General features: G+C 60.0%; 14 protein-coding genes. 2 read left to right on the top strand and 12 right to left on the bottom strand.

Annotated elements, in window-relative coordinates:
* Positions 1–88: 88 nt before the first annotated feature.
* Both HMPREF2562_RS05185 and guaB read right to left on the bottom strand, forming a co-directional pair.
* The gene (locus HMPREF2562_RS05185; protein WP_048731529.1) at positions 89–1,237 is read right to left on the bottom strand and encodes a GuaB3 family IMP dehydrogenase-related protein; all 1,149 of its coding nucleotides are present in this window, start codon (positions 1,235–1,237) and stop codon (positions 89–91) included.
* 50 nt (positions 1,238–1,287) lie between these two features.
* Complete coding sequence (gene guaB, locus HMPREF2562_RS05180) at positions 1,288–2,817, bottom strand: IMP dehydrogenase (protein ID WP_016422119.1); 1,530 nt, start codon at positions 2,815–2,817, stop codon at positions 1,288–1,290.
* Between the two features lie 263 nt (positions 2,818–3,080).
* Here guaB and HMPREF2562_RS05175 point away from each other — a divergent pair, with 263 nt between their 5' ends.
* Both HMPREF2562_RS05175 and HMPREF2562_RS05170 read left to right on the top strand, forming a co-directional pair.
* Positions 3,081–3,449, top strand: coding sequence for a DUF5319 domain-containing protein (locus HMPREF2562_RS05175; RefSeq protein WP_038629374.1), 369 nt, complete (start codon positions 3,081–3,083; stop codon positions 3,447–3,449).
* Positions 3,450–3,586: 137 nt separating this feature from the next.
* Positions 3,587–3,910 (top strand): WhiB family transcriptional regulator, encoded by a 324-nt coding sequence (locus HMPREF2562_RS05170; RefSeq protein ID WP_016422117.1) that lies wholly within the window; start codon positions 3,587–3,589, stop codon positions 3,908–3,910.
* Between the two features lie 119 nt (positions 3,911–4,029).
* Here the strand turns inward: HMPREF2562_RS05170 and groL are convergent, their stop codons facing one another.
* The 10 genes from groL to HMPREF2562_RS05120 form a co-directional block, all read right to left on the bottom strand.
* Complete coding sequence (gene groL / locus HMPREF2562_RS05165; RefSeq protein WP_016422116.1) at positions 4,030–5,634, bottom strand: chaperonin GroEL; 1,605 nt, start codon at positions 5,632–5,634, stop codon at positions 4,030–4,032.
* A gap of 19 nt (positions 5,635–5,653) precedes the next feature.
* Positions 5,654–5,953 carry a co-chaperone GroES gene (groES, locus tag HMPREF2562_RS05160; protein ID WP_005510054.1) on the bottom strand — a complete coding sequence of 100 codons (300 nt, stop codon included), beginning with the start codon at positions 5,951–5,953 and terminating at the stop codon, positions 5,654–5,656.
* A gap of 156 nt (positions 5,954–6,109) precedes the next feature.
* The gene (locus HMPREF2562_RS05155; protein WP_049169953.1) at positions 6,110–6,751 is read right to left on the bottom strand and encodes a hypothetical protein; all 642 of its coding nucleotides are present in this window, start codon (positions 6,749–6,751) and stop codon (positions 6,110–6,112) included.
* Between the two features lie 103 nt (positions 6,752–6,854).
* The gene (gene tsaD / locus HMPREF2562_RS05150; RefSeq protein WP_049170057.1) at positions 6,855–7,934 is read right to left on the bottom strand and encodes a tRNA (adenosine(37)-N6)-threonylcarbamoyltransferase complex transferase subunit TsaD; all 1,080 of its coding nucleotides are present in this window, start codon (positions 7,932–7,934) and stop codon (positions 6,855–6,857) included.
* Positions 7,935–7,992: 58 nt separating this feature from the next.
* A complete protein-coding gene (locus HMPREF2562_RS05145) occupies positions 7,993–8,421 on the bottom strand; it encodes a hypothetical protein (protein ID WP_042388422.1) in 429 nt (142 codons plus the stop codon).
* 55 nt (positions 8,422–8,476) lie between these two features.
* On the bottom strand, positions 8,477–10,213 hold the full coding sequence (locus HMPREF2562_RS05140; RefSeq protein ID WP_016422112.1) for a pyruvate dehydrogenase: 1,737 nt from the start codon (positions 10,211–10,213) through the stop codon (positions 8,477–8,479).
* 38 nt (positions 10,214–10,251) lie between these two features.
* On the bottom strand, positions 10,252–10,731 hold the full coding sequence (rimI, locus tag HMPREF2562_RS05135; protein WP_049190359.1) for a ribosomal protein S18-alanine N-acetyltransferase: 480 nt from the start codon (positions 10,729–10,731) through the stop codon (positions 10,252–10,254).
* Positions 10,728–11,378: a tRNA (adenosine(37)-N6)-threonylcarbamoyltransferase complex dimerization subunit type 1 TsaB gene (gene tsaB, locus HMPREF2562_RS05130; RefSeq protein WP_049190362.1), complete on the bottom strand. Its 651-nt coding sequence runs from the start codon at positions 11,376–11,378 to the stop codon at positions 10,728–10,730. Before tsaB ends, rimI begins: the two co-directional genes overlap by 4 nt.
* 30 nt (positions 11,379–11,408) lie before the next feature.
* Positions 11,409–13,022, bottom strand: coding sequence for an alanine racemase (alr, locus tag HMPREF2562_RS05125; protein WP_070549716.1), 1,614 nt, complete (start codon positions 13,020–13,022; stop codon positions 11,409–11,411).
* On the bottom strand, positions 13,019–14,689 hold the full coding sequence (locus HMPREF2562_RS05120; protein WP_070549715.1) for a bifunctional ADP-dependent NAD(P)H-hydrate dehydratase/NAD(P)H-hydrate epimerase: 1,671 nt from the start codon (positions 14,687–14,689) through the stop codon (positions 13,019–13,021). The genes alr and HMPREF2562_RS05120 overlap by 4 nt, the downstream gene beginning before the upstream one ends.
* Positions 14,690–14,698: the final 9 nt, after the last annotated feature.

Below are 14,698 nucleotides of genomic sequence, written 5' to 3'. Positions count from 1 at the left end.
CTAATGCGCGGAACTCATGTTCCTAACCCTAAGCGGAGGTGGCTTTTCAGTAAGGTAGTTTTGCGAAAAAACCATCCGATTACTTTAATTAAAAACCTTTTGGACGTACCGACAGCTCAACGCGGTGGAAGGACTTCAGGTTGGTAAAGCCGCACTTGGCCATTGCGCGACGCAGGCCACCGGCGAGATTGCGGTCACCGAACGGCGAAGCGGAAGGGCCAAACAGAGCCTCTTCCAGGCTGACCAATTCCTTCTCATCGTCGACGACCGGCCACACCGCACCGCGCGGGTACTTCGGGTGTGCCGCAACAGACGGCCAGGCGTAGCCCTGCCCCGGAGCTTCGTGGACGGTTGCCAGCACACTGGACAGTGCCACAGCATCCGCACCGCAGGCGATTGCCTTGGCAATGTCACCGACGGTATCAATGCCGCCATCGGCAATGATGTGGACGTAGCGCCCCTCGGTCTCATCGAGGTAGTCCTTACGAGCAGCTGCAGCATCCGCAATAGCGGTAGCCATTGGCACATCGATACCGAGCGCATCCGGGGACGTCGTAAAGCCCGTACCGACAATCACACCAGCGGCACCTGAACGCATTAGATGCAGCGCAGTCTGGTAGTCGACAACGCCACCGGCGATAACTGGAACGTCCAGGCTGCCGATGAAGTCCTTGAGGTTTAGCGGTTCACCCTGAGCCGTGACATGCTCTGCGGAAATCAGCGTGCCCTGGATAACCAACAAGTCGATGCCGGCCTTGATAGCCAGCGGAGCCAGCTCACGGGCATGCTGCGGGGAGACACGAACTGCAGTAATCGCGCCGGTTGCGCGAATCTCCTTGATGCGCTCAACCAACAGGTCAGTATCAATTGGAGCAGAGTGCAGTTCCTGCAGCTTGCGGTTCGCTGCCTCGGATTCACGCTTGGTGGCGGCATTCTTTGCCAACTCCACCAGCTCGGCGATCTTGTCCTGCGCATCGGCGTGACGGGCCCAGATACCCTCGGCGTTGAGAACCGCCAAACCGCCCAGGCGAGCAAACTCAGCGACGGATTCCGGGCTGGCGATGGCATCTGTCGGATGCATCATCATCGGGAGTTCGAAATCGTAGGCGTCAATTCGCCAGGAGGTATCGACGTCCTTGGACGACCGGGTACGCCGAGTGGGAACGAGTGCAATATCGTCCAACTCGTAGGTCCGGCGTGCCTCGCGGCCAATACCGATTTCAACGATGTCGCGCATGAGCTTTCCTCACATGCCCTTTCCGTGGAATTTAACTCGACTAAGCCAGTTTAGCGCTGGTAGTAGTTCGGCGCTTCGACAGTCATCTGGATATCGTGCGGGTGCGACTCGCGCAGGCCTGCAGCGGTGATCTGGACGAACTGTGCGTCGTGCAGCTGCTCGACGGTAGCGGAACCGGTGTAGCCCATAGCTGCACGCAGACCACCGACCAGCTGGTGAACGATGGAGTCGATACTGCCGCGGAACGGAACACGACCCTCAATGCCTTCCGGAACCAGCTTCTCTTCGCTCTTGACATCAGCCTGGAAGTAGCGGTCCTTGGAGTAGGAGCGCTTCTCACCGGTCAGGCCGCGGCCCTGCATAGCACCCAGCGAGCCCATGCCACGGTACATCTTGTACTGCTTGCCGTTGACGAAGGTGACCTCACCCGGAGCCTCAGCGGTACCGGCCAGCATCGAACCGAGCATGACGGAGGATGCACCGGCTGCCAGAGCCTTGGCGATGTCGCCGGAGAACTGCATACCGCCATCGGCGATAATCGGAACGCCAGCCTTCTTAGCTGCGACAGAGGCTTCCATGATGGCGGTGATCTGCGGGGCGCCCACACCTGCGACAACGCGAGTGGTGCAAATCGAGCCTGGGCCGATACCGACCTTGATGGCATCTGCACCCGCGTCAATCATGGCCTGTGCAGCGCCACGGGTAGCCAGGTTGCCGCCGATAATCTGGATGTTCTCGCCGAATTCCTTCTTAACGCGGGAGACCATCTCAAGTACACCTGAGTTGTGGGCGTGAGCGGTATCAACAACGAGCACGTCTACGCCTGCGTCAGCCAATGCGTGCGCGCGCTTCCAGGAGTCCTCGCCGGTACCGATGCCAGCACCGACCAGCAGACGGCCGGAACCATCCTTGGAAGCATTCGGGTACTGATCCTTCTTGACGAAGTCCTTGACGGTAATCAGACCAGTCAGGCGGCCTTCGCCATCGACGATCGGCAGCTTCTCCACCTTGTGAGCGCGCAGCAGGTTCAGCGCCGCATCGCCAGACACACCCTGCTCAGCCACGACCAGCGGCATCGGGGTCATGATTTCGGAAACCTTGCGGTTCAGGTCTGCCTCAAAACGCATGTCGCGGTTGGTGCAGATACCGACCAGCTTGCCGTCCTTGTCGACGACCGGCAGGCCCGAGATGCGGTAACGAGCGCACTTGGCATCTACTTCGGCGATGGTGTCATCCGGGGAACAGGTCACCGGGTCGGACACCATGCCAGCCTCAGAGCGCTTCACAATCTCGACCTGCTGAGCCTGCTCCTCGATAGACAGGTTGCGGTGCAGGATACCCATACCGCCCTGGCGGGCCATGGCAACAGCCATGCGGGCCTCGGTGACGGTGTCCATAGCAGCGGACACAACCGGAATGTTCAGACGCAGCTCACGAGTGAGCTGCGTCGAAGTATCAACGCCGGAGGGGATAACGTCCGAAGCATCCGGCAGCAGCAGGACGTCATCGAATGTAAGGCCGACTAGTGGAATCTTGTTGGGATTGTCTCCGCCGAGGCTAATTCCCGTGGGGTTGGTCATGGACTCCTCCTGCTCCACCCTTGCCGACATCCGGCCAGGGGCGCTATCGCTTCGTGGTTGCCAAACGTTATATACAGGGTAGTCCTTCAGTGATGAAACGCGACAATTAGGCGGAGCGACAGGTGCCCGACAAGGGTTAGCCGAAAGCTAGCTGAGGGTTATTCCAAGGTGAACTAAACCCCAACTAAGTGCATCGCCAATCGACAGGATTGCCGTACAGAGCTGTTACGGTAGTGGTTGTGAACCACAACTTTTTCTCATCCATGCCGCGGGATCCGTTCGAAGGAGATCCCAATGACCCGGCAAGCTTTCTCGAGCCGGATGAGCCGTTTGCTCCACTGACAGACCAGGAACGTCGAGAGGTTCTTGAAGATCTGGCCGCAGTTCGCCTATTCCGCACCGCTTTGAGCCCAGAGGGATTACTGGGCGTCTGCATGTTGTGTGAGGACTGCGGTGACGAGCACTTTTATAACTGGGAGGTTTTGGAAAACCACTACCTGATGCTCCTGTCTGGCCAGGCATCCCCGGTTCACGAGCCACAATTCGATCCAGACCCCTCCCGTTACGCCCCATGGGACTACTGCGCAGGCTTTGTCGACGGTTTGCGTTCTCGACGACCTGGCCGTTTCTAAAAATTTGGTAAGAGTTTGACGGAATTGTTTGCGTAGTATCCCGGCTGGCCTCCTTAGGTTTACCAACCGTTCATTGTTGGCCTCCACACTTGAGCTCACTGCTTCAAGAAAGCTCAATGAAGGAGACATCAATTCCGATGACGTACATCGACCACTTGCCCGGGCCCAATGCGGATTTGTGGGATTGGCAGCTGCACGGCTCTTGCCGCGGGCAGGACTCCGCGACCTTCTTCCACCCGGAAGGCGAGCGCGGACGCGCACGCAGCCTGCGTGAAGCCCGTGCGAAGGCTATCTGCCGTTCTTGCCCTGTTCTTATGCAGTGCCGTAGTCACGCACTCAAGGTTGGTGAGCCATACGGTGTCTGGGGCGGTCTCAGCGAATCTGAACGAAATGAAATCCTTCGAGCTAAGCCGGCCGCACGTGAACGCGAACTTGAACGCGTTCTAGTTACTGCCATGTAGTCCCTCCCCTCTCTCGGACTCCAGCCGGTTCACATAAAAACCAAAATGCTCCCCACCCTCAGATTGAAAGGTGGGGAGCATTTTACGTGCCAAAGGCCCGGGCACTAGCTCACTGACAATTAGTGAGCGTGATCGTGCTGCGGCTCTTCCTCCGGCTTATCCACAACGGAAGCCTCGGTGGTCAGCAGCATACGCGCCACGGAGGTTGCGTTGACGACTGCGGAGTGAGTGACCTTGACCGGGTCGATGACGCCGGACTCAATCAGGTTCTCGTAAGTGTCAGTAGCAGCGTTGTAGCCGTTGCCGTTCTCCAGCTCACCAATGTGGTAGACAACGACAGCACCGTCCTTACCAGCATTCTCAGCAATCCAGAAAGCCGGACGGGTCAGAGCCTTGGCAACTGCACGGACACCGACTGCCTCGTCGCCCTCGAACTCGTCAGCGAATGCCTCGAGTTCACGGGAGATCTGCACCAGTACGGAACCGCCGCCGGCGATGACGCCTTCCTGAGCTGCCGCACGAGCAGCGTTAATGGCATCCTCGACACGCAGCTTGCGCTCGTTGACCTCGGTCTCGGTAGCAGCGCCGACCTTAATGACAGCCACGCCGCCAGAGAGCTTCGCCAGACGCTCTTCCAGCTTCTCGCGATCCCAGTCAGAGTCAGTGCGCTCAATCTCGGCACGGATCTGGTTACGACGCTCTTCCACAGCCTCAGCGGTGCCGGCACCGTCAACCAGAACGGTCTCGTCCTTGGTAATGGTGATACGGCGTGCGTTACCCAGCACCTCAAGTCCTACGTCCTTCAGCTGCATGCCAGTGTCAGCCGTAACGACGGTTGCACCGGTGACAACTGCCAGATCATCCATGAACGCCTTACGACGGTCACCGAAGTACGGTGCCTTCACTGCGGCAACCTTCAAGGTCTTGCGCATAGCGTTGATGACCAGTGCGGACAGCGCCTCGCCCTCGATATCCTCAGCCATAATCAGAGTCGGCTTGCCGGACTCGGCAATCTTCTCCAGAATCGGCAGGAACTCCGGCAGGGAGGAAATCTTCTCACGGACCAGCAGCACCTGTGCACCGTCAAGAATTGCCTGCTGAGCCTCGACGTCGGTAATGAAGTACGGCGAGAGGAAGCCCTTGTTGAAAGACACGCCCTCGGTCACGGACAGCTCGGTGGCAATCGACTGCGACTCCTCCACAGAGACGACGCCGTCCTTGCCAACCTTGTCCATGGCACCTGCAACCAGGTCACCAATTTCAGTGTCGCGCGAGGAAACGGTTGCCACCTGTGCGATGGCAGCAGAGCTGCTGACCGAGGTGGCGCGCTGCTTCAGCAGCTCAACCGCCTTGTCGGATGCAGCGTGAATACCACGGTTCAGCGAAATCGGGTTTGCGCCGGCTGCAACGTTGCGCAGACCCTCGTGGACCAGCGCCTGTGCCAGCAGCGTTGCGGTAGTAGTACCGTCACCGGCAACGTCATTGGTCTTGACCGCAACGGACTTAACCAACTGCGCGCCGAGGTTCTCAAACGGATCCTCAACGTCGATGTCGCGGGCGATGGTCACACCATCATTGGTGACCAGCGGACCGCCGAAGGCCTTGTCCAGGACAACGTTGCGACCCTTCGGGCCAAGCGTGACCTTGACTGCGTCGGCAAGCGTGTCCACACCGCGCTTGAGGCCTTCGCGAGCCTCTTCGTTAAAAGCAATAAGCTTCGCCATGTGTGGGTACGTCCTCCCTTTAGTTCTCGATAACAGCCAGGATGTCGCGCTGCGACAGCAGCAGGTACTCTTCGCCCTGGTACTTCAGCTCAGTGCCGCCGTACTTGGAGAAGATGACGATGTCACCCTCCTTGACGTCCATAGGAATGCGGTCATCGTCATCGGCCCAACGACCCGGACCAACTGCGATAACGGTAGCTTCCTGCGGCTTCTCCTTAGCGGAGTCCGGGATAACCAGGCCAGAAGCCGTGGTGGTCTCTGCTTCGTTGATCTGGACGAGGACGCGGTCCTCCAGCGGCTTGATGTTGACGTTCGCCACGATGAATTCCTCCATACATGCGGTGATGTGATGTTCTTGTGCCGGTTGGTCTGCCGTGCACAGCCGTCGTCGCGGGTGAACAACTGTGTGTCAAACAACCTTCGTTAGCACTCTACCCCTGCAAGTGCTAACACTCAACAATAGTGAGCGCTAATGCTAATTGGTCAGCTTGTCGGGGTTACACGCCATACGACCGAACACAGTAACCGTCATTCCGTGTTCCTTGATGTACTCATCGCTAAAGCACGGGCCACCAGAACCGGTTGTGTAACGACTGTCTGGCTCCCTCCTTTGCCAGGCACCTTCGTCCCATTGGTAGACCGCCAGTCCACCACTGTTTGCGCGCCCACCCAGCGCCCACCATCCGTCACAGGCGACAATCGTAAAGTTTTCCTCCGTAGTCGGGAACGCCGATGCCTCGCAATCCCCACTAATCGGATAATCGGGCGTAGCCGTACTCGTAGTTTCCTTCTTGGCTTTCTCCGGCGACTTCACCTTCACGGTCTCCGTCGCAGTCGCAGTAACAGTGAGCTTCGGCGTTACTTCATCCTTGGCACCTGCACCAAACCATTGCTCACCTCGACCACTCACAACTAGGTAAAGCACCGCCGCTACAGCGACAATCACCACAAGCAGCAGCGCGATGACTGCCCATAGCACTCCCCGAGCACGACCGCGCTGATGTTCAACTTGCGGTGCTTGCGTTGTTTGCAGTTCACCCTGCGGCGCAAACAGCTCAGTCTGATTATGCGAATTATCGGATGGCTGAAGTTCCCACTCGCTGTAGTCTTTACTCATTTTTGGGCAAGCGCTTTCCTGTAATTGTCCTGCGATCCATGGCAGAGAAACAAGTCAAAGTCAGTTAACGAAATTTAACATGGATCCGAGGGGCAATCACTGCTTATTGCATTACAGGATCTTCCACAGGCATGGAGGGGTCGGTCGGGCAGGCGTAGCCAGAGGGCTTGACCCCCGCGGCAATGAGGTAGGCGGCAGCTGCGCCAATCATGACACCGTTGTCGGTGCACAGCTTAATCGGTGGCACGTGCAGCGTAATTCCTGCCGAGGTAGCTCGCGCCGCTGCGAGTTCACGCAACCTCGAGTTCGCAGCCACACCACCACCGAGCAGCAGCGTAGTGGCCCCCACATCCTGAGCTGCGCGAACGGCCTTCTTGGTCAATACATCGCAGACCGCCTCCTGGAAGGAAGCACAGACGTCCTCTACGGAGTATTCACGACCTTCCTTCTCTGCCGCTTCGACATAGCGGGCCACGGCGGTTTTCAAGCCGGAGAAGGAGAAGTCATGGCGCGCATCCTGCTGGCGCATCATGGCGCGAGGAAACGCGATGGCCTTGCGATTTCCCTGCTTAGCCAACTTATCGATAATCGGGCCGCCCGGGTAACCCAACCCAAGCAACCTCGAAACCTTGTCGTATGCCTCTCCGGCTGCGTCGTCAAGCGTCGATCCGAGCTCCTCCATCGGACGACCAACCCCCTGCACGCGCAGCAGCTGCGTGTGCCCGCCGGAAACCAAGAGCGCCACTGCGTTGGATAGATCCGCGCCGTCGAGAGCTCCGACAGCAACGTGGCCACCAAGGTGATTAATGCCGTAGAAAGGCACACCCCAGGCGGCGGCATAAGCCTTCGCGCCTGCCGAACCGACCAGCAGCGCACCGGCGAGACCGGGTCCCACGGTAGCGGCGACGGCATCTGGGATAAAAGTATCGATACCGAGCTTGGCAGCTGCTTGCGCGCGCGCCTCGGAGACTACTGGCTGCAGGGCTTCCAAATGAGCGCGGGAAGCAATCTCCGGGACCACACCACCGAAGCGGGCGTGCTGTTCCATGGAGGATGCGACGACGTCGGCAAGCACTTCCACCTCGGGAATGGCGGGGGCGCTGGTGTCGGTGTCGTCGTAGCGCACACGCATCACTGCAGCGCCAGTCTCATCGCAGGAACTCTCGATTGCCAGCAGGGTCAACTCGGTCATAGCAGTCATGGTACTAGCGCACCACCGGGTCACTTACCAGCGACCGAGTTTAAATTTCGAGGCGACCGAGGTTCCGCACAGCGGCACGCCAGAGAGCGTATTCCTCTGGGTAGTCATCGCGGTAGTGACGCACGGCGCGCATACCGTGCTTAATACGCTCGATTTCCTCGTCGCCGATATCCTTGCCCTCGGCGTCGACAAATACGACCGTTCCGCAAATTGCGGTGGTGGGGTCGGTAAAGAAAGCCGAGTTGCCCGTAGCAGCCTCATTGCGGCCGAGGGACGCGACCGGATTCGGTTCAGCGCCCTCAGCCTTGGCCGTCGGGTTGTAGAGAGCGGCGTAATCGGCGCCGTCTTCCTGAAACGCCACCGAAACACGGTCGGAGGAAACTCCGCCGAGGAATGTAGCAGCGGCCTCCAACTCAAATTCGACGATGCGATGCGTCAGGTCAGGGTTCACCAGAAAACCTTTAATCATGGAAACAGAGGTACCGCACCGCACCCGCTCCCGCATCTCGAGAGCGCTACCCCCACTATGGCCGCGGGATGTTGCGGAGGTTCGACCGTGCCATGTTGATCATCTGACCAACGCCGCCGCCGAAGACGGTGCGAGTAGCGGCCTTGGAGAATCCCATCAGCATGTCCCAGGTGATGTTTGCCGGGATGGACAGGGCATTCGGGTCGGTGATCATATCCACCAGCACCGGACCGTCGTATGCCAGCGCCTCTTGAATCAGGCGAGGCGCATCGGCCGGATCTTCAATTCGGATGGCCTTGATACCCAACGACTCTGCGACTCCGGCGTAGTCCACTGCGTCGTGGTCGGTCTCGTGCTCCGGCAGCCCCTGAACCAGCATTTCCAGCTTGACCATGCCGAGCGAGGAGTTGTTGAACACAAACATCTTGATGGGCAGCTGCTCCTGCTTCACGGTGATGAGCTCACCGAGCAGCATTGACAGGCCACCGTCACCGTTGAAGGTAATGACCTGACGGTCCCGGTCAGCAGCCTGCACACCAATGGCCTGCGACAGTGCATTGGCCATAGTGCCGTGACGGAAAGAACCAATCTGCTCTCGCTTGCCATTCGGCGTGACGTAGCGTGCAGCCCAGACATTGCCCATGCCGGTATCCACGGTGAAGACGGCATCGTCATCGGCGTACTTATCAATCAGGTCGGCCACATACTCCGGGTGAATCGGTCGCATGTTCTCAACGTCGTGGGTGTATGCCTCGATGACGTGGCTGAGCAGGCGCTCGTGGTTCCGCAGCTGCTTGTCCAGGAAGGAACGGTCAGTCTTTTCATCCAGGTGCGGCAGGATGGTTTCAATCGTGGCAGCCACATCGCCGACGACTGGGTACTTCACCGTGGTACGACGACCGATGGCACGACCATCGATATCGACCTGGGCGACGTTCTTGGTCGGCAGGAAGTCGTTGTACGGGAAGTCAGTACCGAGCAGAATCAACAGATCAGCATCGTTGGAGGCATCGTGGCAGGCGCCGTAGCCCAGCAGGCCGGACATGCCGACGTCATAGGGGTTGTCGTACTGGATGTACATCTTGCCACCCAGCGCATGTCCCACCGGCGACTTAATCTTCTCCGCAAGCTTGAGCACCTGTTCGCGGGCGTCCTTCACACCTGCGCCACAGAAAAGCGTGACGGTTTTAGCCTCGTTGATTGCGTCGGCAAGCGCGGCGGCCTGGCCGGCGTCAGGGAATACGACTGGGCGACCGCTGCTGATAGTGGAGGTGACGAACTCATCATTTTCCACTTCATGCGTTGTAATGTCGCCCGGCAGAACCAGCACGGAAACACCGTGGCCAGTCATGGTCGACTGGATAGCGTGATGCAAAACAACGCCACCCTGCTCAGCGGAGTTGACCATCTCGCAGTAACCGGAGCACTCGTTGAAGATGAACTCCGGATGGGTCTCCTGGAAGAAGTTCGAGCCAATCTGGCGGGAAGGAATGTGCGATGCCAGCGCCAGCACCTTTGCGCCGTTGCGGTGGGAGTCATACAGGCCCTGAATGAGGTGGGTATTACCCGGGCCGCAGGAGGCCGCACACACTGCTAATTCGCCGGTGACCAGGGACTCCGCGCCGGCGGCGAAGGCGGCAGCCTCTTCGTTGCGAACGTGCACCCACTCAATGGAGGACTCGCGCACAGCGTCGACAATGGGGTTCAAACTATCTCCAACGAGTCCGAAGATTCGCTTGACCCCCTGCTTCTCTAGGGTTTCTACGAGCTGTTTTGCAAAGGTTTTAGCCATGTGCCTGGTTTAACGCAGATTAGTCAATACGTCAACATCTAGCTGGCCAACTCAGGCCGACACATCGTGTACGCATCCGCCCCAGAGCCCGGATAATAGTTCTTTCGCAGCCCCATATTTTCGAAGCCATAGCGCCGATACATAGCGATTGCGGGTTCGTTATCTGTGCGAACTTCCAAAAACACCGGGCCCGGATCCTCCGCCACAGCTGCCATCAGCGCGTCCATCAGCTGCGTCCCAAAGCCCCGGCGCTGCCACTTCTTCCCCACCCCGATGGTGTGAATCTCGTATTCGGCGGCCCCCGCAGGCCCCAGCTTGGTAATCCCCGCATAGCCGCACAGTTCTTCGTCCTCGTCTACATCTGCAATCAGCCCGACGTAGAAATTGTTCGGCGCGGCCAGCTCTGCCATAAAGGCCGATTCCGGCCAGGGATCGTCGCCGGCAAACAGCTCCGCCTCAATCGCCGCACACGCCTTGGCCGCAGGAGGTCCGAGACGCACTAGCTTGACGACGCTCATCTCATAGCCTTCGGGACAACGGCATCCGGACGGCGCAAGTACAGCGGCACCAGTGGGCCCGGCGCGGAGTCAAAGTCGACCGCTTCAACCATGGCTGTCGGAGTGGGAAAGACTTGTTCGGCAGCAACCTCAAGCCCGGCAATTTGCTCGATGTGGCTGAGACTGCCGCGGGCCTGGCTCGGCGCGAAGTCGGCGGCTTCTGCTGCAAGTTCTTCCTTGAGCAGCTCCATGACGTCGGCTGGCTTGGCCACTGCCGGACCGAAAACCCGCTGGCCATCGCGGTAGGCGGCGAAGTACACCTCGCGGCGGCGGGCATCGGTGACGACCAGTTCATCGCCAACCCCACCCGCAAGCGAATCCAGGCTGCAGATGCCGTAGCAGGGAATTCCCAGAGCGTCGGCGAAGGAGGCTGCGGTGGCCATACCAACGCGCAAGCCCGTAAACGGCCCCGGCCCACAGCCGACAACCACGGCATCTAGCTCGGTTGCCGCCACCCCACTGTCAGTGAGGCACTGCTGAATCAGCGGCACCAGCACCTCGTTGTGCGCACGGGCATCCAGGTGCAGCTTTTCGGCCACGGTTTCACCATCGCGGACAATTCCCGCGGTGACCTGTGGAGTCGATGTGTCAACGGCCAAAATGTTCATACTCAGTAACCTACTTGAACCGACTTGAAGCTACTTGCTCCACGTCCAGGTGACGACGCGGGCATCGTCGTCACGCGAACGATCGATACTCACCTGTAGATAGCGCTCGGAGAGCACCTCGGCGAGCCCCATTCCCCACTCGGCGACCACGACGCTGTCCTCAAGGTCGGTGTCCAAATCGAGCGAGTCCAGCGCATCGAAGGCCTCGCCATCGGAGCCGGGTCCCTCTTCGCCGAAGAGTCGATAGGCGTCGACGTGGATGAGGGTGACGCCGTCGGTTGCCAGCGGACGGTGCTCGCGGGCGATTGTGAACGTCGGCGACGTCACGCGACCGCGCACATTCATGCCGCGGGCGATGCCCTGCGTGAGGGTCGTTTTGCCCGCGCCGAGTGGGCCATCGAGAATCACCAGATCCCCAGCTGCCAACTCCCGGCCAATTTCCTCGCCGAGGTCACGCATGTCCTCTGCGGTTGGCGCGATGCGGCTGCGCACCCACTTTCGCTCGCTGCGTCCCTTTGGCGCAGTGAGGATTTCGTAGTTAATGGTGCCGGATGCCTTCGCGAGGTCATCGAGACCGGGCTCCCCCAGTGCGGGATCACCAACGATAACCGCAGTGTCGCCGGCCTCGACATCGGTGTCGGGTCCCAGGTCGACGACGAATTGATCCATACACACGCGCCCTACCTGCGGATAGCGTGTGCCATTGATGCTGACCTCGAAATGCCCGGAGGCCGAGCGCATCATGCCGTCGGCATAGCCACAGGGCACGATCCCGACGGTGGTATCGCGGTCAGCTGTCCACGTCTGCCCGTAGGACACCGACTGCCCCGCCGGCAGCTTCTTGACCAAAATGACCGACGCCTCCCACCGCATCGCCGGACGCAATCCATGGGTGGCACCCACAATTGGCTCGCCACCATAAATCGCCAGCCCTGGGCGCACCATGTCGAAGGCCAGGTCCGGACGCGACAACGATGCCGGCGAATTCGCCGCATGGTTAATCAGCTCGTCCAGCCCCGCCTCACGCAGTGCCGCAATCGCAGCACGGAAATTCTGCGCCTGCTTATCGACGCTCTCGTTGCCCGGCTCATCCGCGCACGCAAAGTGCGTGAAAGCACCGGTGATATTCAGAGCACCGGTCTTGTGCAGCTCAACCAGCTGAGCGACCGCATGCTCAAAGTCCCCATTGGCCATAGAGAATCCCGAGCGGCCCAAACCCGTATCGACCATCACCGTCACACGTGGTGTCACCGACAGCGCCCGCCCGGCATTGGCCACGGCCAGCGCATGAACCATCGACGGCAGACCGAGGTCAATATCTGCAGCCACAGCTCGCTGCACCAACGAGGTGGCCGCTGCGTCCCAGATCCAGGCAAGGATGGGGATGGCGTGGCCGTCGTCAAGCGTGGCGCGGAGTTCCTCGCGGAGGGAGAGCGCCTCGTCGATTGTTGCGACACCGAGCTGCGTTGCCCCGCCGGCCAGCGCGGCACGCGCGGTCTGCAGCGCACCCTGCGAGTAGCCGTCCGCCTTGACGACGGCCATGAATTCCGACACCCCTGCGATGGCCTTGACGGTCTTCACATTGTGGGTGATCGCGTCGAGATTAACGGTATGGGTCAGGATGGCTGGTGCCGAGGAAGTCATAGCCGTATTTTGCCACTGCTGCCTTCGTTGGTGAACCATGCGGTGGCATCTCGGATGGATTCAGCGATGTCCTGGGCGCTGCAGGGTGCTGGTCCGAACTCTGTCTGCGCGGCCAAGAATGCGGCGCGAGCGTGAATAATTACTGGTACGTAGAGGGATTCGCCACGCGCTACCCAGGCGCCGAGAAGTCCGGACAGTACATCGCCGGAGCCCGGCGTGGCTGCCCAGGAGCTACCCGCGTCAACCACGACTGTGCGCTGCGTTGTCGGATTGGCAATCACGGTGCGGCGTCCCTTGAGCAGCACTTCACAGGAGAACTGCTCGGCAAGTTCACGGGCATCTGCGATGGCGTTAGTGACCTCGTGCCCGGTAAGGCGCTCAAATTCGCCGGCGTGCGGAGTGAGAACAGTGCGCAGGTTGCGCTCTTGGCCGCGCTCGCGGACGAGCTGTCGGATGTCCTCATGCTTCGACAGCAGCGTCAGTGCGTCAGCGTCGATGACGACTGGTTTGTCGGTGGCCAGAATGTCGCGCAGTTCCTCGGCCGCGCGCTCATCAGTGCCCCGGCCAGGGCCGGCAACCCAGGCGTCGACGCGTACCTCTTTACGATCCACCGAGTCCGACTGCGCAATGACCGTCGACAAGGCCGCGGTGATGCGGTTGCGGGCGGCCGCGTCGCCGACATAGATAACCGCGGGACTGGTCGCATGCACGGCAGCGGTGGCGCACAGCTGACCTGCGCCCGGATACGCTTCGCTTCCGGCAGCGATTCCTGTAACTCCAGTGGAGTACTTGTGGTCAGCTGCACCGGGTTCGAGCGGGGTCATCGCGCCAAGTGGTGCCGGAAAGCTCCCGCCTAGGGCTTCGTAGAACTCCACGGTCGGAGTCTGGTGGTGGACGGCATTGTAGGTACCGTTTTCATAGAGCGTCTGCCCCAGTCCTGGAAGTTCGAGGGAGAAGGCATCGAGCGCAATTTCGTGTAATTCGACGGTGCCACAGGATTCGGACAGCGAGTGCGCGTAGCGCAGACCGCCGAAAGTCACCGTTGTCGTGGCCTCCACGTGAGATGGCAAGTACGGGTTCTGTCTCTCCTCCAAATCAGGGTCTGGATTGATGGTCTGGGCAGGCGGGTCAAAAGCACGCCCAGTATCGGTTTCTACGCCGCTCGGCACATCAACCGCGAGAATGGGAACTTTGCCCAACCGCGCTTCGCGCACCAACCACGCGGCCTCTTCACGCAGCGCGCCGTGACCTCCGAGCCCCACGATGCCGTCGATGATCAGTGCGTAGTCTTCACTAATCGACCACAGAATCTTCGATAAATCCGTCTCCCGGTCACACCCCAACGGCAGCACCCGCCCACCTGCGAGTTCAAAAGCTTTCAGTGCCCGCTCGTGTGGCTTCGAGCCCAGCAAAACCGCATCCACGCCATGCCCATCCGAGGACAAGTTTCGGCCAGCATAGAGTGCATCGCCACCATTGCCTCCCGATCCAACCAACAGCAGCACGCGACCGCGACCAGGCTCCGGAGATGCCTCTGAGAGCATCCGCTCCGCCACCTCCGACACAGCGGCGGCTGCGTGGCGCATGAGTTCGTCGTCACGCGTTTGTGCGTCCAGATAGGGCTGTTCCGCGGCGCGAATTTCGGCAGCTGTGTAGCAGTACGTCATAAACCCAGC

This window comes from Corynebacterium sp. HMSC077G07 (assembly GCF_001809225.1).
GTDB lineage: Bacteria > Actinomycetota > Actinomycetes > Mycobacteriales > Mycobacteriaceae > Corynebacterium > Corynebacterium jeikeium_D.
The sequence above is the reverse complement of the archived record's forward strand: the minus strand, read 5'-3'. Positions and strand labels throughout refer to the sequence as shown.